This is a genomic window from Flavobacterium gelatinilyticum (assembly GCF_027111295.1).
GTDB lineage: Bacteria > Bacteroidota > Bacteroidia > Flavobacteriales > Flavobacteriaceae > Flavobacterium > Flavobacterium gelatinilyticum.
Window position 1 is genome coordinate 5,785,950 of the sequence record NZ_CP114287.1, and the last position, 21,921, is coordinate 5,807,870.

General features: G+C 35.1%; 16 protein-coding genes. 10 read left to right on the forward strand and 6 right to left on the reverse strand.

From position 1 onward, the window contains the following. Nucleotides 1-92: 92 nt before the first annotated feature. The 4 genes from OZP11_RS24705 to OZP11_RS24720 form a co-directional block, all read right to left on the reverse strand. Nucleotides 93-689, reverse strand: coding sequence for a Crp/Fnr family transcriptional regulator (locus tag OZP11_RS24705; protein WP_281233155.1), 597 nt, complete (start codon nt 687-689; stop codon nt 93-95). 255 nt (nt 690-944) lie between these two features. Continuing rightward, the gene (locus OZP11_RS24710; RefSeq protein WP_281233156.1) at nt 945-2,186 is read right to left on the reverse strand and encodes an MFS transporter; all 1,242 of its coding nucleotides are present in this window, start codon (nt 2,184-2,186) and stop codon (nt 945-947) included. Nucleotides 2,187-2,192: 6 nt separating this feature from the next. Then, nucleotides 2,193-2,402, reverse strand: coding sequence for a hypothetical protein (locus OZP11_RS24715; RefSeq protein ID WP_281233157.1), 210 nt, complete (start codon nt 2,400-2,402; stop codon nt 2,193-2,195). Nucleotides 2,403-2,413: 11 nt separating this feature from the next. Further along, nucleotides 2,414-3,007 (reverse strand): TetR/AcrR family transcriptional regulator, encoded by a 594-nt coding sequence (locus tag OZP11_RS24720; protein WP_281233158.1) that lies wholly within the window; start codon nt 3,005-3,007, stop codon nt 2,414-2,416. Between the two features lie 301 nt (nt 3,008-3,308). On the opposite strand from OZP11_RS24720, the gene OZP11_RS24725 reads away from it, so the two are divergent. The 9 genes from OZP11_RS24725 to OZP11_RS24765 all read left to right on the forward strand — a co-directional run bounded on the left by OZP11_RS24725 (nt 3,309) and on the right by OZP11_RS24765 (nt 17,880). Continuing rightward, nucleotides 3,309-3,710: a DoxX family protein gene (locus OZP11_RS24725; protein WP_281233159.1), complete on the forward strand. Its 402-nt coding sequence runs from the start codon at nt 3,309-3,311 to the stop codon at nt 3,708-3,710. A gap of 286 nt (nt 3,711-3,996) precedes the next feature. Further along, nucleotides 3,997-4,332, forward strand: coding sequence for a hypothetical protein (locus tag OZP11_RS24730; RefSeq protein WP_281233160.1), 336 nt, complete (start codon nt 3,997-3,999; stop codon nt 4,330-4,332). Nucleotides 4,333-4,434: 102 nt separating this feature from the next. Further along, on the forward strand, nt 4,435-6,090 hold the full coding sequence (locus tag OZP11_RS24735; RefSeq protein ID WP_281233161.1) for a peptidase domain-containing ABC transporter: 1,656 nt from the start codon (nt 4,435-4,437) through the stop codon (nt 6,088-6,090). 5 nt (nt 6,091-6,095) lie between these two features. Continuing rightward, complete coding sequence (locus tag OZP11_RS24740) at nt 6,096-7,451, forward strand: HlyD family secretion protein (RefSeq protein WP_281233162.1); 1,356 nt, start codon at nt 6,096-6,098, stop codon at nt 7,449-7,451. Next, on the forward strand, nt 7,432-8,850 hold the full coding sequence (locus tag OZP11_RS24745) for a TolC family protein (RefSeq protein ID WP_281233163.1): 1,419 nt from the start codon (nt 7,432-7,434) through the stop codon (nt 8,848-8,850). Before OZP11_RS24740 ends, OZP11_RS24745 begins: the two co-directional genes overlap by 20 nt. A 268-nt stretch (nt 8,851-9,118) precedes the next feature. Then, nucleotides 9,119-10,654 carry a tetratricopeptide repeat protein gene (locus OZP11_RS24750; protein ID WP_281233164.1) on the forward strand — a complete coding sequence of 512 codons (1,536 nt, stop codon included), beginning with the start codon at nt 9,119-9,121 and terminating at the stop codon, nt 10,652-10,654. A gap of 168 nt (nt 10,655-10,822) precedes the next feature. Continuing rightward, complete coding sequence (locus OZP11_RS24755) at nt 10,823-10,960, forward strand: hypothetical protein (protein ID WP_281233165.1); 138 nt, start codon at nt 10,823-10,825, stop codon at nt 10,958-10,960. Between the two features lie 83 nt (nt 10,961-11,043). Next, the gene (locus OZP11_RS24760; protein WP_281233166.1) at nt 11,044-17,178 is read left to right on the forward strand and encodes a M4 family metallopeptidase; all 6,135 of its coding nucleotides are present in this window, start codon (nt 11,044-11,046) and stop codon (nt 17,176-17,178) included. Nucleotides 17,179-17,241: 63 nt separating this feature from the next. Further along, on the forward strand, nt 17,242-17,880 hold the full coding sequence (locus tag OZP11_RS24765; RefSeq protein WP_281233167.1) for a porin family protein: 639 nt from the start codon (nt 17,242-17,244) through the stop codon (nt 17,878-17,880). Between the two features lie 77 nt (nt 17,881-17,957). Here OZP11_RS24765 and OZP11_RS24770 read toward each other — a convergent pair whose 3' ends face one another. Then, on the reverse strand, nt 17,958-18,833 hold the full coding sequence (locus tag OZP11_RS24770) for an NmrA family NAD(P)-binding protein (RefSeq protein ID WP_281233168.1): 876 nt from the start codon (nt 18,831-18,833) through the stop codon (nt 17,958-17,960). A 78-nt stretch (nt 18,834-18,911) separates the two neighbouring features. Here OZP11_RS24770 and OZP11_RS24775 point away from each other — a divergent pair, with 78 nt between their 5' ends. Beyond that, nucleotides 18,912-19,274, forward strand: coding sequence for a winged helix-turn-helix transcriptional regulator (locus OZP11_RS24775; RefSeq protein WP_281233169.1), 363 nt, complete (start codon nt 18,912-18,914; stop codon nt 19,272-19,274). 229 nt (nt 19,275-19,503) lie between these two features. On the opposite strand, the gene OZP11_RS24780 is transcribed toward OZP11_RS24775, so the two are convergent. Then, on the reverse strand, nt 19,504-21,921 hold the full coding sequence (locus OZP11_RS24780; protein WP_281233170.1) for an ABC transporter permease: 2,418 nt from the start codon (nt 21,919-21,921) through the stop codon (nt 19,504-19,506).

Genomic DNA, 21,921 nt, shown 5'->3' on the forward strand with positions numbered 1-21,921 from the left:
AAAGTAAAAAGAGATGTCAATTGACATCTCTTTTTTTTTCCACCAGTAAAAAACTGACTCTTTTCTAAAGGTGATCGGTTAGTAGTTGTTGTTTAGTAAAATAGTTTATGGTCTATAATTTCTATCTTTTTATTTTTATTCATAAGAGACAGCGTACGAATTACGGTTTCTACACGCAGTCCGGTAAAATCGGCAATTTCCTGGCGTGTATAGGGAACTTTCATTTTCTGTGATGCTTTGCCGCTATGCTGTCTCTTTAAATTATCCAGGAAATACTGAATTCTGTATTCCGGCTTATGATTGATGATATTTTTTGAAAACACTATTTTGTTGTAAATCTTCCAGGCAAACAGTTTCAATACTTTTATTTGTATATCCGGATTCTCATCTAAAAAAGAAAAGAAATTGGTTTTGGACAACTTTAATAAAACACAATCGGTCTGCGCCACTGCCGATGCCGGATATGGCTGATTGATAAACAAAGGAGGTTCGCCAAAACTGTTTCCTTCATTAAAAACCCCAATCGTCAAATCCTTTCCATCTTCATTGGTATAACTCATTTTTACCGTTCCCTCAAGAATTTGATAGAATGATAAAGGCGGATCATTTTCGTAGAAAATAATCGTGTTTTTAGGCACCTTTTTGGCAACAGCACCCCACGTATATAGTAAGTCAGTATCAATATGCATCTTGGCAGAAATTACTACATTCCTAAAATGAATCAGACAATTAATGTTTTTAGATTCAATACGTAACTGTTTGTCTTACTGCAATTACTATTGAAAATTTGTTTTTTATAAGAGCAAAGAAAGGTATTCAGACCTGAAAAAAATATGATAAATGTTAGGTTTTGACCTTTAGTTAAAGAGTTCAGAAAATACAAAACCCGCAGTTTTGGCTGCGGGTTTTATGATATAATTTTTATAATACGAAAGTCTTTTAGACTATAAAATTCTTGATCGGTTTTCGACAATTTTGCTTACGCGGAATACTAAAAAGATAGTAAGAAGCATAATCACCGAAGCCGCCATGGCAAGCGTATCATAATGTTCAAGCGGTGCGTAACTGTCTTTTTGCACAATGATCATTCCCGCAATTACAGCTCCAAAACCGCCGGCCATTTGTTGTAATGAAGAGTTGATACTCATAAAAGCGCCTCGGTCCTGAGGATCAGGAATGGCAGAAGTCAGCGTTGTCGAAGGAACCATTCGGCTCATGATTGTAACCATCATAAATACATTCGTAAGTACAACAATCCAAAATGCCGTTACGCCAAAATGAGAATATACATTAATAATAATCACAGCCATAATAGTAGCAGCCGCAAAGATTTTAAACTTATTTACCTTATCGCTCAGTTTTCCAATGAACGGCATCGAAATCAAAGTAGCAATTCCTGTTATCATAAACATCAAAGGCAGTTCTTCATTTGTTACTTTAAGATTGTTGATGGCAAAAGCACTTCCAAAAGGCATCATCATAAAGCCACCTATAGAAAGCAGGGCAGTAGAGACAAAACCTACCTGATAATTCTTTTTAGAAATAGTATGCAGTAAATGCTGCAAAGGCGATTTTTCCTGTTTTAGATGTAAATGCTCGGCAATAGGATTCAGTTTTAAATATAAAACTGCAGTAATAATCGCTGCCATAGCCGCAATCCATAAAAAAGGCACGTGCCAGCCCCATGCATTGGCAATGTACAAACCAATAGGGATTCCGAGAACCTGGCTTACACCAAATCCCATCTGAATAAATCCCATTACTTTTCCTCTCTGCTGTAAACTGAACAAATCAGCCACAATCGCCATTGAGATCGAACCAATTACACCACCAAATAATCCTGTGAAAATACGGGCTGCAACCAGTAAATAAAAGTTAGGTGCCAATGCACAAAACAAAGTCCCGATGGTGAAACCGATATAAAAGAAAAGCAGCAGTTTTTTTCGGTCGAATTTATCGGCAAAACCCGCTGTAAGCAGCCCCGAAATTCCGGCGCTGAATGCATAAGCAGATACCGCAATACCAAATTGCGAAGCCGTAATTTTTAAGGTTTTCATCATAATATCACCCAGCGGTGACATAACCATAAAATCCAGTACAACGGTAAACTGGGTTATGGCTAAAAGAAATATAACGAGTTTCTGGTACCCGTTGAAACCTGGTAATTGAGTTTGTTTTTCGTTCATATAGTATTAGAGTTCTTTGCAGTCAAAATTGTGAAAATTCAATAAATCAATTATTTGCGCTGCATTTAGTTTTTCACTTATAATTCTCAGTACGCAGTCGATATCCTCCTGATCAATTGTCCATTGCAGGATCGATTTATTAGCGTTTAAAAACGTTGCGATTTTGTTTTTACTTGATTCTGTTTTTATATTAGTTGCGAATATCAATACATTCATAACATAAAAAATTAAGGTGTTAATGCTTTAATTACTAAGTTCAATGCTTCTTTTTGGACCTCGTTGGTTAATTGAAACGGACTATTACCGCCAAGTCCTTTTCCTTTTTCATGAAAACGAAGCAGATTGTACAAAGGTCCGTATGCAATGCTCCAGAAAACTTCTTTAGAAACCGGAACAATTTCCTTGCGTTCAATAGCCCCATGCAGAAACTGCATCATGATTTCCTTAAATTCAGATAAACTCTCCTGAACAATAGCTTCGCCATAATTAGAGTTCTGAAGAATTTCCCAGCAGGCAATTTTATCCGTATTCTGCATCATAAAATTAGCCCTGTTTTCCCACTGCTTTGCAATTCCTTCTGCAAAAGGCATGCTGGGTGAAAAATCTTTTAAGGAGCTTTTAAAAAAGTAAGTGCCCATTTCAGTTCCAATCTTCTTGATTAAATCTTCTTTGTCGGCGTAATAAATATAAAGCGTCGCGACAGATATACCACATTCTTTTGCTAATCGGTTCATTGCAAAGCCCTCGATGCCGTGCTTTACAATCATTTCAATGGTTTTCTGTTTAACTAACTCTTCTTTATTAACGTCTCTTGTTCTCAATGTAAAAAGGATTTTGTTTTGGCAAATATACAATAATAAATGAATGTTTGCTTATTTATTAATTAGATTTCACTGCTGCAAAAAAATCTGCTGGAAATGCATGTATATTGTAATAACTCCCGTTAACCAAAAATTGACAGTATACACGAGTTTCGGAGGAACGGCTCAGATAACTTCATTTGAAAGAAAGGATTGCTAATACGTATGTATTTTTTTACTATTTTTACTATGTTACAGCTGTCAGGTCAACCACATGATTTTGCCTGAAGTACTGATTTTGTTAAATTTAATTAATTGAAAGATGAGAAAAAACAACGATTTTGGTTTGTTAATACTTCGTATTACAATTGGGTTTTTAATGCTTTTGCATGGTATTGCAAAATTAAGCGGCGGCTTAGATTTCATAAGCGGTATGCTGGTCAATAAAGGACTTCCGGGTTTCATTGCTTATGGAGTTTTAGTAGGTGAAGTTTTGGCTCCTGTTTTAATACTAATTGGTTTTAGAACCAGAATTGGTGCTTTACTTTTAGCTTTAAATTGTGTAGCTGCATACTTTTTGGTACATACTGCCGACACTTTTAAACTGGGTGAAACCGGAGGCTGGGCATTAGAACTGCTTGGATTGTTCTTTTTGGGTGCTCTGGCTTTGTTTTTTACTGGCGGAGGCAGATTTGCTGCATCTAAAAATCACAAATGGGATTAAATTTTTTATTGAAGTAAGATAATTATAGTACAGTCAATCAATAATTTGTAATAAATTTCAACGTAAATAATTCAGAGGCTTCAGGGCCTCTTTTTTATATTCTGTTTTAAGAAAAAAATAACAGAAACCGCAACCCAAATACCAAAATTCTAATGTTATTTTAATGTAGCACCGAAGTTTTCGTTCTAACTTGCGCCCCATTAAGAATAGGGAAAAAATGTTGAGAAGAATTAAAAATAGTATCTTTTGTAAATGCGTTCATGCATTACTGATCGGGTACTTTTTAATGAGCAGCATTAATATGTCGGGTACTTTTGGACGAATCATCAGCAATAATACTGAGACACATTCGGTAAAGGGAATTACCTGCAATTTCTTAAAAAAAATCTTCAAATGTGACGGAATCCCGGAAGAACTGGACGATTACGAAACAAAAGAAACCAAGACTACAAAACTTGCAAAAGGAATTCCTTTGCTGGATTACCTGATTCCGCACGATGCTTCATTGCAGGGACTTTATTTTAAAACCGGAACCAAGGGAAAAAATTACATCGAGAATCCGGGATTTTCTTTCGGGTTTCATGGTAAAATCCATTTGCCACCTCCGCGACTTATCGTATAAATACTTAATTTTGTTTGGACTAGAAGAAATTCTAGCATCCTTAATATGGTTTTTACCGTATATTAACATCTATCTATTAATGTTGTATTTATATATAAATTCATGACACCATTTAAACGTTTTTATAATTTACTTACGCTGGATAAGCGCGATGTATACCAAATTATATTTTATGCTGCTTTCGCAGGTTTAGTCAATCTTTCCCTGCCTTTGGGAATTCAGGCCATTATTAATTTTATTCAAAGCGGACAGGTGAGTGTTTCCTGGATTGTGCTGGTAATTCTGGTAACAATCGGGGTTGGTTTTGGCGGAATCCTTACCATTTTACAGCTGCGAATTGTAGAAAACCTGCAGCAGCGAATTTTTGTGCGTTCTTCTTTTGAATTTGCATACCGAATGCCCTTGATTAAATTTAAGGAAATGTACTCTGAATATGCTCCCGAAAAAGCCAACCGCTTTTTTGATACCTTAATGGTTCAAAAAGGAACTGCAAAATTACTTCTTGATTTTTGTACTGCATTTTTGCAGGTAGGTCTGGGAATTATATTATTGGTTTTGTATCATTCATTTTTTATGGTGATCGGACTTTTGTTTATTGCCATTTTGTATGTGATTTTTAAATTTTCGTACAAAGATGGTCTTGAAACCAGTTTAAACGAATCAAAATTCAAATATAAAGTAGCGGCCTGGATTCAGGAAATCGCGCGTAATCGTGAAAGCTTTCGTAAAAAAGGAGGTTTTGACTACGCTCTTGAACGAAATGACGGCTACGTTTCTCAATATGTCAATTACCGTGAAAAACACTTTCAGGTAATGAAAAAACAATATATTCAGCTGACTATTTTTAAAGTTATTGTTACAGCTGCCTTATTGTCTATAGGTGGTTTTCTGGTAATTCACCACCAAATGAACATAGGGCAGTTTGTGGCAGCTGAAATTGTAATTGTACTACTTATCAACTCGGTAGAAAAAATTATATTTGGTTTGGAATCTTTTTATGATGTTCTGACTTCTGTTGAAAAAATAGGACAGGTTACAGATCTTGAAATTGCCTGTATTCCGCAGACTTCTGCTGTAAGCGAAACAGGAATTACAATCGAAACCGAAAGTATTGCTTATAACTATCCGGAACACAATAAAAAAGCCCTTAAAAACATCAACCTGAAAATATCTCAGGGCGAGAAGATTATTTTAAGAGGAACAAACGGAGCCGGAAAAAGCACCTTATTGCGACTTCTGGCCGGATTGCTTGAACCGGAAAGCGGCGCCATGTATGTAACCGATAATTTTATGAACCGCCTGAACGAAGACAGTTACAGAGCACAAGCCGGTACGTATTTGCAGGGCGATACCCTTTTTGCAGGAACGATTAGAGAAAATATTCTTTTTGGGAATGAAGCTTTAAATAATGACGATTTAAAATGGGCTTTAGATAATGTATGCCTGACACAGGATATTAAAACTTTCCCGAACGGACTTGAACATCAGGTTCATCCGGGAGGTCATGAGCTTTCGGCTTCAGATATACAAAAAATACTTTTGGCCAGAAGTATTGTTCACAAACCCAATATATTGTTCCTTGAAGATCCTGTTGATAAAATGGACGAACTGACATCAGCAAAAATTGTTGATTTTTTACTTTCCCCGGAAAATGACTGGACGGTAATCGTAACTTCTAAAAATGATCTTTGGAAGAATAAATGCGATCGTATGATAACTATTGCCGACGGAAAAATTAGTAACGACATAAAGCTTTAATCATCATGCTCAATATATCTAAAGAAAATAATGTAATTATCACTCCGGGCAAATACAAATCGATTACGAGTGTTGCCCGAAGACCTCATTATAAAATTTTAAACAGGGTTATAATTGGATTTTTGATTTTTGCGGTAGGATGTCTTTTCCTTCCGTGGACTCAGAATATTTCAGGAAATGGTTCTGTTACCACCTTAAAACCGGATCAAAGACCTCAGACTGTTCATAATGCCATTGCCGGAAGAATCGAAAAATGGTACGTGCAGGAAGGTGATTATGTAAAGAAAGGTGATACAATTGTTTTTATTTCTGAGGTAAAAGAAGATTACCTTGACCCGAATCTTGTAGGAAACACCAAACAACAGGTCGATGCCAAAAAGATGGCGGTAGAATCCTACGGAGATAAAGTAAATTCTCTGGAAGTTCAGGCAAAATCGCTTAACACAGAAAGAGAATTAAAACTGCAGCAGGCCCAAAACAAAATCAGACAGGCACAGCTGAAAATCAAAAGCGACAGTATGGATCTTGAAGCGGTAAAAACGCAGTTAAGAATCGCTACAACACAATTTGAACGTTCGACCGCATTAAACAAAGAAGGCTTAAAACCACTTACCGATGTAGAGCAGAAACGATTAAAACTTCAGGAATCTGAAGCTTATATCATCACACAGCAGAACAAATTGTTAAGCAGTAAAAACGAACTGATCAATGCAAGAGTCGAAATCAATCGTATTACGGCTGAGTATGCAGAGAAAATTTCGAAATCAAGAAGCGATAAATTTACGGCTTTAAGCACGCAATACGATACTGAAGCACAAGTAAATAAGCTTGAAAATCAATATGTAAATTACAGTCTTAGAAACGGATTGTATTACATTACAGCACCTCAAAGCGGTTATGTAAACCGTGCTCTGCTGGCTGGTTTGGGAGAAACAATTAAAGAAGGAACGCCAATTGTAAGTATCATGCCGGCAAGTTATGATATTGCCGTAGAAACGTATGTAGATCCTATTGATCTGCCATTGGTGCATCGCGGAGCAAAAGTCCGTGTATGGTTCGACGGATGGCCGAGAATTGTATTTTCGGGATGGCCTGGCTTATCATACGGAACGTATGGCGGAAAAGTAGTGGCGATCGAAAACTTTATTAGTGCAAACGGAAAATACAGAGTTCTTATTTCACCTGACGGTCCGGATAATAAATGGCCGAAAGAACTAAGTATTGGAGCCGGAGCACAGAGTATCGCTTTATTAGAAACAGTTTCTGTATGGTATGAAATATGGCGTAACCTAAATGGTTTCCCGCCAAATTATTATATGTCAGATGAAAAAGAAGCAAAAAATGGTAAAGACAAAAAATAAATTGAAATACGTTGTACGACTGTTTTCTATTTTATTTTTATTCTGTTTTTCTGTTTCGTACAGTCAGGATTTTAATAAAGAGGAACTAAGTTACAGCGAATTTTTAGGATATGTAAAAAAGTATCATCCGCTCGTAAAACAGGCCAATCTGGAAATAAGCAATGCACAGGCGGCGCTTATGATGGCACGAGGCGGATTTGATCCTAAAATCGAAGTAGATTATAGTAAAAAAGAATTTAAAGGAACCGAATATTATTCGCTTTTAAACAGCAGTTTTAAAATTCCAACCTGGTACGGGGTTGAAATAAAAGCCGGTTTTGATGATACGGAAGGGCAATATTATAATCCGCAAAACCGTACTCCCGAAGCGGGACTAACCTCACTTGGCGTGAGTGTGGCATTAGGACAGGGAATGTTTATAAATCAGCGTATGGCGGATGTAAGAGAGGGAAAACTGCAGCTTAAATTAAGTGACGCACAACGAAAACTGAAAGCAATTGAGGTTTTGTACAAAGCCAGTGAAGCGTATTTTGAATGGAGGAAAAGCTATAACGAAGCCGAATTGTACAAAAGATATTTAGGTTTTGCAAGCACACGTTTTCAGGGAGTTAAAAAACTGATTGAACTGGGCGATGCGCCGTCAATAGACAGTGTAGAAGCGGGAATTACCGTAAGAAACAGAGAGTTAAATGTAGAAAACGGAAACCTGAAACTGGCCAAAGCCAAATTGTATCTGTCTAATTATTTATGGATTGAAAATGTTCCGGTAGAATTGGGTGAAATGGTAAAACCTGAAGAAAATTTAGCCTTAACGGTTGAAGGAACTCTGCGTACAGATGCCATGATGGTAGAAGTTGAAAGTCTGGAATCACATCCAAAAATTCAGGCTTTGGAAACAAAAATGGACATGCTTGAAATTGCCCGAAAATTAAAAGCAAATTCACTGCTTCCAAAATTGAATGTTGGTTATAATTATATTTCGGAACCTGCTTATTTTGATTCATTTAATGCCGATGATTATAAATTTAATGTCGATTTCAGTATTCCAATCTTCCTTAGAAAAGAGCGCGGAAGCCTGAAAATTGCCAAACTGAAAATTCAGGATTTAAAATTTGATATCGAACAGCAGCGACTGGAGCTTAAAAACAAAATAAAAGCACAGCAGACTGAAATAGCATCTTTAAAAAGACAAAGAAATGTAATTGATAATCTGGTTAAGGATTATACGACGATGCTGAATTCAGAAGAAAAATTGTTTTCATTCGGCGAAAGTTCAATCTTCTTAATCAATTCAAGAGAAAATAATCTGGTGAGTGCAAAGCTTTCTCAAATCAGTATTGAGAATCAGTTTTACATTTCAAATGCAGAGTTGTACAAAATACTCGCAAACCCGGATTAATTTTGTTTTTAAACTTAGTTATTGTTTTAAAAAGCAGCAAATACATATTTGCTGCTTTTTTGATTATATGGTGTTTGAATTGTTAAAAGTTAAGATAAAATCTTTTTGAAATTAAAAATATTTGTAATATTAAACTTTAATTTATTTTTAAATTTGAACTATTAATATTATATTTTTATTAATGAATACGAGATTCTCTTCCATTTTGTTTTTTTTCTTCATACTAAAAATTTATCCTCAGACTTCAGAAAAAAAACAGATTGATCATTTGAAAACTCTGACTGAGCCTGAGAAAAAAGCTGAGCAGTATCGTAAAAGAGCCTTGCAGCTGAAAGATTTAGATTGGAACCGCGCCATAAAATATATTGAACTTGCAGAAATCGAAGCCAAAAAGACAGGCGAACCGGATTTTCTGCTGGCTCATCTTTATGTAACTGCCGGAAAAATGTATGCCTCAAAAGATGTTTTGGATATTGCCTTACAGTATTATCTTAAAGCTCATGAGATATACAAGGACAGGAACAACCCTGATGAAATTTCAAAATTAGAGAATAACCTGGCTATCATTTATTCGCAGGGTAATAATAAGGAAAAAGCACTGCAGTATTTTTATAACGTTTATCGCTATCAAAGTGCCAAAAAAGATTCTGTTAAGCTGGTTAAAGTTTTAAATAATATAGGAACCATTTATCAAAAAAGAAATCCGGATTCGTCTTTATATTATTATAAGAAAGCTTATGTGCTAAATAAATATCTAAAAGATAATAACTTAAAAATTTATGTCTGTACTAATTTGGCGCAGACTTATGGACTAAAAAAAGATAAAAACAAAGCTGCGTTATACTATAACGAGGCATTTTCTTTTATGAATAAACCATCAGCTGATGTCGTAAAAGCTTTTGCATACGAATCTTTTGCAGAATACAATCTGAAAGAGAAAAATTATGACATAGTAATCGAAAATGCTCAAAAAGCATTAGAACTAAATAAAGGTAAAGCATTTAGTTTTTCAGGTTTAAATCTCAACAAAATCTTGTCTCAGGCCTATATCAAAAAGCAAGATTTCAAAACTGCGGTTTATTATTTTCAGCAGCACAATATTATAAATGACAGCATTGATGTCGAACAAAAAGCAGTAAATCTGGAAAGAATAAGGCTTGAACAAGATTATAAAGCCCGTACACAAATAAGAGAACTTATCGAAGAACAAAAAAGGTCTGAACTATATCTAATAGGTCTGATATTAGTTGTTGGAATTTTAATTTTGATTATACTTTTAATAAAATACCGAAACAGAAACATCAGCAATCAACTCGAAAGAGAGATTTTAAAAAGAAAAGAACATGAGCTGAAACAAAGTCTGGAAGCAAAGAATATGGTTCTTATTGGCAAAGCAATGTCAGAAATACACCGAACTGATAATATCAATGAAATTTTAACTGACCTTAAAAAGATTAAACTAAAAACAGCTGGAAAAGAATTGCAGCAGGCAATTGATATTGTTTTAAAACGATTGGAAAAAAACCTGAATACGGATATTTGGAAAGAATTTGAAATCAGCTTTGAACAGGTTCATAAATCTTTCTTCGATAAACTAACATTCGATTACCCTTCACTTTCGCCTAAAGACCGCAGATTATGCGCACTTTTGTATCTTGATTTAACTACAAAAGAAATTTCTCAAATTACGGGGCAGTCTTTCAAATCTATCGAAAATGCCCGAACAAGACTCCGAAAAAAGTTTGATTTAACCAACGAAAAAGTAAATCTTTCAACCTATTTAAACTCTTTTAAACCTAATTAAATTCCTTTTTTGTTCTGAGTTAATTTATTGATAATCTTTGTTTTAATTCGTTTTGAGTGTTTTTTGTGAAAGACATTTTCTGTTGTGAGTGTTTTTGCAGCAGTCCTTTTTTTCAGCTTTTTAAATGTCCCTTCTACATTTACGAGGCTATTACAAAAATGAGTCTGGATGAATGCAAAGAAAAAAAATATACCTCTTAAAACTTTGGAACAGCTTTTAGAAGAAGCTGAAACCAAAAAGAGTGCACTCTTAAAAATTGTCCGGAAATTAAGTAAAGCAGCTGTAAAAAATCAGAAACCAAATTGATTTTTAGCAGCTGCTTTTGCTATTAAAGGCTCAGACTCTTTGTTAGTAAGCAAACTTTAATATTAACTTTTAAATTCAGAAAAATGAACCAAATTTACTTCAAAGCGAGGTATTTATATTTTCTGCTGGGTTTCTTTGTTTGTTTCGCAGGAAAAGCACAGTCACCTTTTCAGAAAATAAAAAATACAAATGTGCCGACAGCTGCAGGGAATCCCGCTAAAAATCAGACGGAGGATCAAAATTTTAAAAGAAGCAAAGACCCAAAACAAGAGGATACTGCAAATGCTTTTTTGGGTAAAAAAGAAGAACCAAAAGGGATAGAACTTTCTCAGGAAGAGAGCGAATCGATTAACAGGCAGATAGCTGAAAATCAAAAAATAGCAACACAAAATTTAAATCTGGAAAAAAAAGTACAAGATTCAACAAAAGTGAAATCTTTTGCAAAATCGGCAGATTTAACAGCACGAAACATTTTTGAAGTTAAAAAAGCTGATTTTGATCTGCCTAAATCAGATCAAATGCAATTGAAATCCATATCTCAAAATCACGGGAGAACTTTAGCGACTTATCAGCAGTTGCACAATTCGATTCCAGTTGAAGGAGCAATTTATAAGGTTCGGGAAAATAAAACAAAAATTGATGCTTTTGGTCAGACAAGTAAAAAACTGCCTGCTGTTAGTACTTATAAAATTGATGAAAAAACGGCTCTTGAAAATGCACTTAAAACTGTGAATGCAAAAGAATATATCTGGGAAAGCAAGAAATTGAGTGCCTTGGTGAACAAAAAGATAAGCCAAAAACCAAAAGGGGAACTGGTTTATGCAGGTCCAAATTTTTCTTCAGAATTAAAAGACTATTTTCTGACTTGGAAATTTGATGTTTTTGCAATAAATCCACAATCAAGTCAGACGATTTATGTTGATGCTAATACAGGAAAAATACTATTAACGATCGATTTGAGCCGGGATGTGCATATAAAGGCAGATAAAGTTGAAGATAACACACAAAGATTAGGTCGGGGTAAATCAAGATATTCCGGAGAAGTTACTTTTAATACCAAACAGTATTCAGATGGTTTCAGGCTTGAAGCTGATCAGGGAAAATTTGGAGTGCCAATTTTTACCTTAAACATGAACCATTATGATTATCCATCTGATGAGATTATTACAGAATTTATAGACGAAGATAATATCTGGAACGAACTTCATAATAAAGATCATGATGAAGTGGCATTAGATATTCATTGGGGAATGCAGAAAACCATTGATTATTATGCAGAAAAATTCAATAGAAACAGTATTGATAATGAAGGAATGACTGTTTTTGGTTTGGCGCATTTGGGTAAAAATGTTGATAATGCATCATGGACCGGAGCCTGGGCACAATTTGGAGATGGGGTGAATAATGCACCGTATGTTGGATTAGGAATTACAGCACATGAACTTACGCATGCTGTAACGCAATTTTCTGCCGGATTAATTTATCGCGGAGAATCCGGTGCCATGAATGAGTCCTTTAGTGATATATTTGGTATTGCTGCTGAATTTTATGTTGGGAAAGATCCTAAAGAAAAGATTTGGCTTTTGGGAGATGAATTATACAAGCATGGAAGTATGCGTAATATGGCCAATCCTAAAGCACAAAACCAGCCGGATACCTATGGAGGAAAAAATTGGGTAAATCCAGCAGCTCTTAACTTTGATAATGGCGGTGTGCACATTAACAGCGGCATAACCAATTACTGGTTTTATCTTTTATGCGAAGGCGGAAAAGGTACAAATGACAATAAAAATGATTACGAAGTTAAAGCAATTGGTCTGGCTAAAGCAGAAAAAATCGCCTATTTAACACTTACAGAATATCTGTCACCTTCTTCTAATTTCAATGATATGCGCCAGGCGAGTCTGATGGCTGTAGAAGATTTGTATGGATTAAGCTCTGAAGAATATAAGCAGGTAACAAATGCCTGGTATGCAATTGGCTTGGGAGCCTCTTTTTCAGAAAAACAAATCTCAATTGTTTCTATTGAAAAACCAACAGCAGAATGCGGTTCTTTAAAAGGAGATGAGCCATTTTATGTTAAAATAAGAAATACAGGAAGTGCTGTTATTAAGGCTGATGAAACTTTGAATTATAAATTGAGATCAATGGCTGAAGGATTCGGAGGCAGATATAATGTGCTTTATATTCACGACGGAACAATTAAATTCGCAAAAGACCTCGCTGTTGGAGAAGAATCCATTGTAAAGCTTCAGGATAAATTAGTTTATTATGAAAGTTTGACTGTTCCTACTTATGTAGAAGTTAAACTTGATTTTAAGCCTGTTGAGGCCTTCGGTACAAAAGATGGTACTTCCTTTGTCACAAATCTTTTGGTTAAACCTTCTCAAAAAGATTATGACATACAAGTTGTTGGATTAAATTTTCCAGCTTACACTGGACAAATTTTAACGGCTAACCATCCGTTAGCAATAAAACTTTACAATTTAGGCTGTGCTGATATTCCGGCAGGGTCTCAGTTAAAAATAGGGTATTTAAACAAAAAATCGGAAAACCAAATAGTTTGGAAAGACATTATTTTAGAAACGGCATTTAAAAAGAATTCAGAAATTACAATTCCGTTTAATGTTAATATAGATTTATCTGTGCAGGGATTATATTCTTATGAATGTTTTGTTACGTACAGTCAAGACCCAATACTAACAAACAACAATGCCGTTAGTGCAGTTTACAGCGGCGTAGTAAATCAATTTCCATACAATGAGAATTTTGACCAAACCCCCGGAGGCTGGTATTCTAATTCATTACAAGGAAATCAAAAATTTAAATGGCAGCCGTTTTCTACTGCATTTAGAGATATAAAATCTAAATACGCATGGATAGACGTTGATTTAAGCATCTCACAAAAGCTTCCGGCAAATTCAGATTTTACATTAGAATCTCCAATATTTGATTTCACGAATATTGACTCTCCATATATTGAGTTTGATATGATTCATCTATTTGCAAAAGGCTTGGAGGGACTAATTATAGAATATTCTGATGAGAATGGGCAAAATTGGAAAAAAGCAACAAATGTTAATTATTCAGAAACTGTGCATGTTAATAATTTGACACAAGGACCCTGGTTCACTGGAATTAATACTCTTTATAGTAAAGATCCTTATCAGATACGCCTGAATGAATTAAAGGGAAAAAAAGCAGCTATTCGTTTTCGTGTATTGACCGATAAAGTTGAATATGGTTATATCGGGGCAGTAATAGATAATATTAAAGTAAGTGATACGCCATTTGATATAGAAGTTTTAACTGCCTCATTAGATTCAGGAAAATGTACAATTGACAATACTAAAGTTACTATAACTGCCAAAATCACTAATAATTTTATTACTCAAAATGAAAAGGTTGTAGTTGAATTAAAAATTCTAGACAGTATGAAGAAGGAAGTTTTTTCTAAAAGCGAAAAAACAACTTTAGCATTTGCTAAGTTTAAGGACACGATAAGTTATTCCATTTCTAATATTGATTTAAAGAGTATTGGTGCAAACACTATAATACTTTCTGTATTTCCGGAAGACATTACTAAAGAAGCCAAGCCAAAGAATAACAGTTTTACATTTGGCTATGATAATTGGAAAAATGAAGATATGAAAGTATCTGTTCTTCCTTATGTAATGGATTTTGAAGATGATACTAAATACAAAGCATGGAGAACATCTGAGAATAAAAACAGCGCAGGCTGGCAGCACGGAACAAGTGATGAACTGCGTTCGCTAGGATGGCAGGTAGGAGAACATACACATTTTATGGCCAGTAATGATGACAAGTGCAATTGTGATGCATCTAATGATATGCTGATTTCACCAGTTTTTGATTTAAGTAATTATAAAGAAGCACATTTAACATTTGATGGTTTTGGAGACAGTCAGGGGCTTTCGGATGGTTTTGTTAAAGTAAGCACTGATGGCGGCGTTACATGGGAAACGAAATTTAAAATGCCTTATTTAAGCAGATGGTTTGAATACTATGTTGATCTGAGTGCCTATGCCGGAAAATCTTGTGTTCAGATTGCTTTTCATCATAATGACAACGGACTTTTTGCTAACGGTTTTGCAGTTGATAATATTAAAATCAAAGAGGTTAAAGAGCGTTTAGAATTATCTAATTTAAGCATTGCCGAAAAAGTTTATGAAGACGCAGCTTCACATGAATTTTTTATTGGCGTAAAAAATATTTATTACAATACTGTCAATAAAATCAACATAGAATATCAAATTACAAAAAATGGAAGTCCTGTTGGAGAACCGGTTTTTTTAGAAAGAGCGGGAGAATTACTAGTATATCAGACATTGGTTTATAAGATAAATGGTATGCCGCATCTTCCTGCAGGGAAATATGAAATTAATGTAAAAGTAACTTCAGAAGGACAGGCAAAAGCCGAAGCGCAAAATATTAAAGGATCTTTTGAGGTTATAGCTAATGCACCAGCCTTAAACATTGAAAGTTTTTCGAATGTAACACAAGGCTCACTTTTTGGATCAAATGGATTTACCTCAAATCAAAGTGATGAAAATTATCCATGGCGAAATGTTGTTGCACCGGATAATGTCTATTTATCCATCCCTAAAAAAGACCATACTGGAGATGCAGCCGGAAAAATGCTTTACAATCAGTTAGAAGGAGCTGCTCGATATGGAGAACTGGTTTCTCCTGTATATACGTTATCAGACAAAGCAGCTGCTTTAGAATTTTTTTATGCGCTTCAAAGTAATTATTTGAATGCTTTTATTATCGATATCAAAATTTTGGGAGGAGAGTGGACTGAATTGTGGAGAGATTCTAAAGAGGGAAATTATGCAGATACAGAATGGCAGAAAGCAACAGCAAATATAAAAGCATATGCCGGCAAATCTGTAATGCTGCGATTAAGACATGCTAAGGCCGGCGGTTTTTCTTATATGACTTTTGATGATTTAAAAGTAATAAATACACCTGTTTTAGATGTTTCGTTGCAGCTTTTATCACCAAAAGATGTATGCGGCGGAGATCAGGTAAAAGTCAAATTAACCAATGAAGGACAAGTTGCAATTGAAGCAAATACTATTCAGGTAAATTTAGAATACGTAAATACAAAGGAAAATATATCAGAAATTGTTGAAAATCAAATACCTGTTGGAGAAAGTATTGAATATACTTTCAAGAAACAGCCTCAACATGACTTCTCGGGAGATTCTCATGTTTATAACCTTATAGCAAAATTAGAAAATGATATAGTTCCGTCTAATAATGAAATAAAAGGGTATACATATCAAAATGTTGGAGCCGATTTTAAAATATTTGACAACACTGCAATTTATGGATATGAAGGCAAAGCTTTATACATTGATGCTGGAACTAATTTTGACTTCAAAAAATTAGATGTTGTTTCATATAAATGGAATACAGGTGAAGCTTCTAACAGTATCGAAATAAACAAAGAGGGAGACTATACAGTTACTGCGGTCTTAAAAAATGGCTGTATACTTACTGAAACGATAACGGCAAAATTTGATGTTTTTAATTCTAAATTGCCAAGCGGGAAAGTATGTGGACCGGAGGTTGTTTTAGCTCCGGGAAATTATGCTTCTTATGAATGGTTTGACGGTTCGACTAATCCGGAATTTATTGCAAAAGAAGATGGCAGCTATTATGTAACGGTTTACAATGAAAATGGTATTGGTAAAACATATAGTACCACTATCTCTATATTAGAAAACAAGGTGCCTGAAATCAAAGTTACCGGCAATGAAAAACTGACAGCTTCAATAGATGCGGCTTCGTACCAGTGGTTTTTAGACGAAAGACCTATCCCGAATGCCACCGAAAAATCAATTATAACAATCTGGGAAGGAAATTACAGCCTGCAGACCACAAATGCCGCAGGATGTAATAGTATGTCAGAGTTGTTTGATTCCAAAGGAATGCTGATCGGAAAAATAACCAATGCATTTAGAGTTTTCCCGAATCCGATAGTTGATAATGTGAATATTTTCCTGACCGATAGAGCAGAGGGCGAAACACAAATCAGAATTTATGCAATAGATGGTAAAGAAGTCTGGAAAAAGACTTATGCCTCTTTTCCATCAAACATAAATGTAAACGGATTGATTGCAGGAGTCTATATTTTAGAATGTACTGTGCAAAACAAAAAATATACAGCAAAGATTATCAAAAAGTAACAGATTACATGCAAAATGGGTAACTCTGTTATTCAGGGTTATCCGTTTTTAAAACAAACACAAATGAAAAAATCCATATTAATTTTAGGAGCACTATTTTTTTGTGCTTCGGTCTTTGCTCAGTCAGATAAAATACTGCTGGGTTTAAAAGCAGGTTTAAACATTTCGACTTTAACGCTCGATGAAATTGAATTAAACTCATTATCAAAAACAGGCTTTACAGCCGGACTTATGGCAGAAATTCCGTTGATTAAAAAATTATCAGTTCAGCCCGAAATAATGTACAGCCGGCAGGGAGTTAAAATTACGTATTCTGATGAAGAAGTTACCAATTCAAAGTACAAAAGCACAATTAGTTTAAATTACCTGAATATTCCGGTTATGCTCAAATATTACATTTTGCAGGGATTCAGCCTGCAGGCAGGACCACAGTTAGGAATTCTCTTAAAGGCAGAGAATAAATCTTATGACAACTTTTTGGGTTATGAGAATAACGAAAAATATAATTTATCAGAGTATTCAAACGGAGTAGACGCTTCTGTAAACTTTGGATTAGGATATCAGTTTAAAAACAAATTTTATGCAGATGTACGATACAACATCTCTTATACGGATGTTTTTAAGAATGCCAATAAAACTTATGTAATAAATAATGATATGAAGAATAGGGTTTTTCAAATAACAGTCGGCTATTTTTTGTAAATTAATTTGTAGAACTTCATATCAAATGAAAACCACTCTTTATCAGAGTGGTTTTTTTTATATTTTGCTTTAAATTTTTAGAATTTCCCCGCAAATTCTTTAGCAAAGTCTTCCAGTTTTGTTTTTCCATCAACAGATAAATTGCTTTTAAGAAAATCTTCGGCAATTTTTCCGTTTCTTAAACCAGTTCCCATTTCGGTATACAATGCCGCAATTTCTTCCGGGATTCCGGCTTGTTTCATTCCCTCAAGTGACTGTTCATCTGTAAATTCTACCCAGGGTAAATTAGGTTTAGCAATTGCAGTTCCCAAAACAGCGGCAATGTCTCCGGGAGTACGCACATCACTTATAATGTAACGGATATTTTTTTCTGAAGGAGTTTTTATTAATTCTTCAGACACAGCCTGAGCGATATCTTCCGGATGAACTAATGGTATTTTTACATCTAAAGGAAAATTACCACCCATAATTCCTGCTCCCTGAATCATCGGAACATCATTGTAAAAGTTCGTATAAAAATAACCGGCTCTTAAAAAAGTGATAGATACAGGTAACTCATTATATATTTTTTCGATTTGATAAAGTCCTGCAATTGGACCGTTTCCGGTTGGTAAATCAGCTCCAATACTGCTTAACATTACAACACGTTTAATGTTGGTTTCAGATATTGCTTTTGCAAAAGCACGACCGGCTTCGGCTGTATTCGCAATTACATTTTGTCCTCCTAAATTTGGCGGTGTCATAGCAAAAAGAGCATCAGCACTTTTTAATGCTTCAGTTAAAAATGCTGAATCGCTCACGGATCCAATTGCTGCCTTTGCGCCCAGAGTTTCGATTGCCTCTTTTTTTGCAGTACTGCTTGTAATGACAGTTACATCATGTCCGGCCTGAACCAGTTTTGCAGTTAATGGTTTTCCGATATTTCCTAACGAACCTGAAATTATAATTTTCATAATATATTTTTTTATTTGTTGAGACAAAGGTATATTTGCACTTACTTTTATACAAGTACTTACCCTAAAGTATGTATCATGACCGCAATTAAAGAAACATCCACAATTCAGGAAAATAAGCAGTACGCTTTAGAAAAATGCCCTGTAACTTTTGTTATGGAAAAAATAGGAGGCTACTGGAAACCTATTATGCTTTATCATTTAGCCGATGGAGATAAACGTTACAGCGAATTAAAGAGAGCAATCCCAACAATTACCGAAAAAATGCTTATCCAGCACTTAAAACAACTGGAAGCCGACGGTTTGGTCATAAGAGAAGCAAAACCCGTAGTGCCGCCCTTTGTAACTTACAGACTAAGCAATGCAGGAAAAGGTCTTCTTCCGGTTATCGAGGCCATGGCTGCCTGGGCGTTTAAAGTTAAAGACGGGGTTTTTGATTGAGGATTGTGTTTTAGGTTATTTCTTAATTTAGATAGTATCTTGCAGAAAGCTTAAAAATATTATGTTCCGCAGCTGCAGGCACGGGCATTTGAATATTGTAACCGCAAAGTACTGTTTATTTCGACTGCAGGAATCTGCAGACAATACCGCCAATATTTGTCGTCTAGTCTGAGATTTCTACCTTTACAGAAATGACAGACTAGACGACAAAATAAACAGCGGTTATAAATCATTCATATTTTAAATAATGTAAAACATCCACTTTGGTAACCTGATACGCTTTTGCCAAAACAATAACAAGTGTGAGCAGCAACAGCGACACAAAAGCAATAATAAACGGCAGAACCGGAATATCGATCCTAAAGGCAAAATTCTCAAGCCATTTTTGCAATAGCAGATAAGCCGGAACAATACCGATAAAAAAACCTATTGTACAAAAAATAATGTATTGTTTCGATAATTCTTTGAGCAGAATATTCGTTTCGGCGCCAAGCGTTTTGCGGATTGCGATTTCTCTTAATTTTCTTTCCATCGAAAAAGAGGCGAGGGCAAACAAACCAAAAACAGCAATTACGATTACTACAACATTCAACAAAGCAAATAAATTACGCTGATCTTCGTATTTTTTATACGTTCTGGCAAAGTTTTTATCTACAAAATCAAATTCAAAAGGATATTCCTGATCTACTTTCATAGTCCAGAATTTTTCGATTGCAGCTATCGTTTCGGACATATCATCAGGCGAAATTTTAACCGAGATATTTTGAAGTCTGTTCTGCATCCAGTCGTTTGTCTTTATATGCATAAAAATCATTGGTGCCACTTTATATTCCAGTCCGATGTAATGAAAATCCTTTACAATCCCGACAACTTTAAAGTTTTTATCACCAAAGCCAATTTCTTTGCCCACCGGCTCTTTTTCCTGCAATGTCTTGGCAGCGGTTTCGTTAAGCAGTACATTCGAAATCGTATCTGAGGCAAACTTTTCGCTCAGGTTTCTTCCTTTGGCAATTTTGATTCTAAGCATATCCAGAATCCCAAAATCGACACCCAATTGTTGGGTAATCACTTCTTTATTCGATTTATAATGAAGTCCAGCCCATGTATTATCATTACTTCCAATAGAAAATACTCCCGCAGAAACCTCCTGAACGCCTTTTATTTTGGAAATTTCCTGTTTGATAAGCTGATATCTTTTATACTGATTTGAACCACTTTTCGGCCTGAACGAAATATCCATAATCTGTGATCCGTTGAAACCTAAATCTTTAGAAGCCATAAAGTTTACCTGCTCATACACAATAAACGATCCTATGATAAAAAGCGTGGCGATAGAAAACTGCAGAACCAGCATTCCGTTTCGCAGCCAGACACCGCTTTTACTTCTCGAGAAATTCCCTTTTAAAACCTTTAAAACCTCGAAATTAGAAATGTACACCGCAGGAAAAATTCCCGAAACAAGAACTACAATAAAAAAAATCAAAATAAGCTGCAGGTAAAACTGAAACCCGATTAAAACCAGCTTTTTATCCAGAAAAGCGTTGTAATAAGGCAGTGAAATTTCGACAATTACGAGCGCCAGCAGAATCGAAAACAGTGTTATTAAAGTGGTTTCAAAAACAAACTGTGCAATAATCTGCAATTTTGAGGCACCGATAATCTTTCTAACTCCCACTTCTTTTGCCCGTTTTACCGCATTTGCCGCAGCCATATTAATATAGTTTACAATCGATAAGATCAAAATAAGAATTGACAATCCCATTACGATTCGCAGAAACTGGATATTCCCGTTTTTTTCAGGAAAAGTATAATTTCCCATATACAGGCGCGATCCTGTAAACGGACGCAATTTTGCTTTTACCGGGTCGCCGTACTGTTTTATAAAAGCCTCCAGCGATAGACCTTCGTTTTTTGCCTGTTTTTTATAATTTTTTTCGATAAAAATTTCATCCAGTTTATTGATTATGGCAGTAGTATCACTGTGTCTTTTTAGTTTCAGTATTAAACCGTATCTGTAACCCCAGTTTTCATTATTTTCATCCTCCTCCACAGATTCCTGAATAATGGGTGTAATAACCGATGGCATTACTGATGACTTTTGGTTTAATTTGTAAATACCGCGAATAACAAAAATTCTGTCAGCATATTTAACCTGTTTTCCCATTGGGTTTTCATTCTTAAACAAGCGCGAAGCCGTTTCTTCAGAAACAACCATGCTGTTGCGGTCTTTTAAAGCTGTTTTGGGATTTCCCTGCACAAACTCAAACGGAAAAAAAGAAAAGAAATCACTCTGCGCTGTAAAGATCTTGTCCAGCAATTCTGTTTTGCCATTATACTGTACCGTTTCTTTAGAATAATTGCACAAAAAGTAACAGTAGTTATCTAAATACGAAGTTTCTGCTTTCAGGTTATGTCCCGTTACAGCCGAGTTGGTTGTCCATACACTGCCGCCTCCAAGGTCGTTCATGACGATGTAAATTTTATCCTTTTCAGGATTCCATTTATCATACGAATGTTCATCGTTCCAATACAGAATCGCAAAAATCAATCCTGCAATTCCAATGCTTAGTCCCAGAACATTCAGAGCCGTAAAAAGCTTGTTGTTCTTTATCTGATATATAAAAATAGTAATCCAGTTCTGCAGCAT

What these genes read in the sequence shown, in the direction of transcription:
- OZP11_RS24775 (WP_281233169.1), top strand. Translation starts at nt 18,912, where the DNA reads ATGACCGCAATTAAAGAAACATCCACAATTCAGGAAAATAAGCAGTAC.
- OZP11_RS24780 (WP_281233170.1), bottom strand. Translation starts at nt 21,921, where the DNA reads ATGCTGCAGAACTGGATTACTATTTTTATATATCAGATAAAGAACAAC.
- OZP11_RS24760 (WP_281233166.1), top strand. Translation starts at nt 11,044, where the DNA reads ATGAACCAAATTTACTTCAAAGCGAGGTATTTATATTTTCTGCTGGGT.
- OZP11_RS24755 (WP_281233165.1), top strand. Translation starts at nt 10,823, where the DNA reads ATGAATGCAAAGAAAAAAAATATACCTCTTAAAACTTTGGAACAGCTT.
- OZP11_RS24745 (WP_281233163.1), top strand. Translation starts at nt 7,432, where the DNA reads ATGGTAAAGACAAAAAATAAATTGAAATACGTTGTACGACTGTTTTCT.
- OZP11_RS24765 (WP_281233167.1), top strand. Translation starts at nt 17,242, where the DNA reads ATGAAAAAATCCATATTAATTTTAGGAGCACTATTTTTTTGTGCTTCG.
- OZP11_RS24740 (WP_281233162.1), top strand. Translation starts at nt 6,096, where the DNA reads ATGCTCAATATATCTAAAGAAAATAATGTAATTATCACTCCGGGCAAA.
- OZP11_RS24710 (WP_281233156.1), bottom strand. Translation starts at nt 2,186, where the DNA reads ATGAACGAAAAACAAACTCAATTACCAGGTTTCAACGGGTACCAGAAA.
- OZP11_RS24730 (WP_281233160.1), top strand. Translation starts at nt 3,997, where the DNA reads ATGAGCAGCATTAATATGTCGGGTACTTTTGGACGAATCATCAGCAAT.
- OZP11_RS24735 (WP_281233161.1), top strand. Translation starts at nt 4,435, where the DNA reads ATGACACCATTTAAACGTTTTTATAATTTACTTACGCTGGATAAGCGC.
- OZP11_RS24705 (WP_281233155.1), bottom strand. Translation starts at nt 689, where the DNA reads ATGCATATTGATACTGACTTACTATATACGTGGGGTGCTGTTGCCAAA.
- OZP11_RS24715 (WP_281233157.1), bottom strand. Translation starts at nt 2,402, where the DNA reads ATGAATGTATTGATATTCGCAACTAATATAAAAACAGAATCAAGTAAA.
- OZP11_RS24725 (WP_281233159.1), top strand. Translation starts at nt 3,309, where the DNA reads ATGAGAAAAAACAACGATTTTGGTTTGTTAATACTTCGTATTACAATT.
- OZP11_RS24770 (WP_281233168.1), bottom strand. Translation starts at nt 18,833, where the DNA reads ATGAAAATTATAATTTCAGGTTCGTTAGGAAATATCGGAAAACCATTA.